The organism is Bacillus sp. AFS012607, assembly GCF_002558005.1.
Lineage (GTDB): Bacteria > Bacillota > Bacilli > Bacillales > Bacillaceae_G > Bacillus_A > Bacillus_A thuringiensis_S.
This window is the reverse complement of the sequence record NZ_NTVM01000004.1, coordinates 787-1407: the sequence shown is the minus strand read 5'-3', so window position 1 is coordinate 1407 and position 621 is coordinate 787. Positions and strand designations below refer to the sequence as shown.

Genomic DNA, 621 nt, shown 5'->3' with positions numbered 1-621 from the left:
TCATTTGCTCCTTGTCTTACTGTTCCTGGTGTTTGACTTCCTTCATTTGCTCCTTGTCTTACGCCTCCAGGTGTTTGACCTCCTTCATTTACTCCTTGTCTTACTGTTCCTGGTGTTTGAACCCCTTCATTTGCCCCTTGTCTTACTGTTCCTGGTGTTTGACTTCCTTCACTCACTCCTTGTTTTACTGTTCCTGGTGTTTGGCTTCCTTCACTTGCTCCATTTGATTTTCCAGCCTCTTTCATTTCATCTTGAAGACTTGTTGTTCCCGATTCTTGCCCATTTGCTACCCCAGGGTTTTCGTTCCCTCCTTTTTTCATGTCTTCTTGAATAGATGGCGTACCACCATTCTTTTTATCTTTTTCCTTATTTAAGTTCCCTTTTTCTTTTTCTTTTTTTGCTAAATCATTACCATTTGCTTTTTTCTGATCCGCTTTTTTCATTTGATCTTGCAAGGACTCTTTATTTTCAGACTCACTCCCTTTTTTCAAACCACTTATAAGACCAGCCACGCCACCTGTTGCCATCGCTGCCGCACTTGCTGTTTTAGCTGCTGCAACACCCGTTCCTTCTGCTGCACCTTTCGCTCCTTTTCCAATCATATTTCCGAGACTCTTCATT

1 pseudogene is annotated in these 621 nt (G+C 42.2%); it reads right to left on the bottom strand.

Annotated features, from left to right (window positions below):
- Positions 1-621: pseudogene (locus CN409_RS32235) on the bottom strand (pLS20_p028 family conjugation system transmembrane protein); the annotation flags it as partial.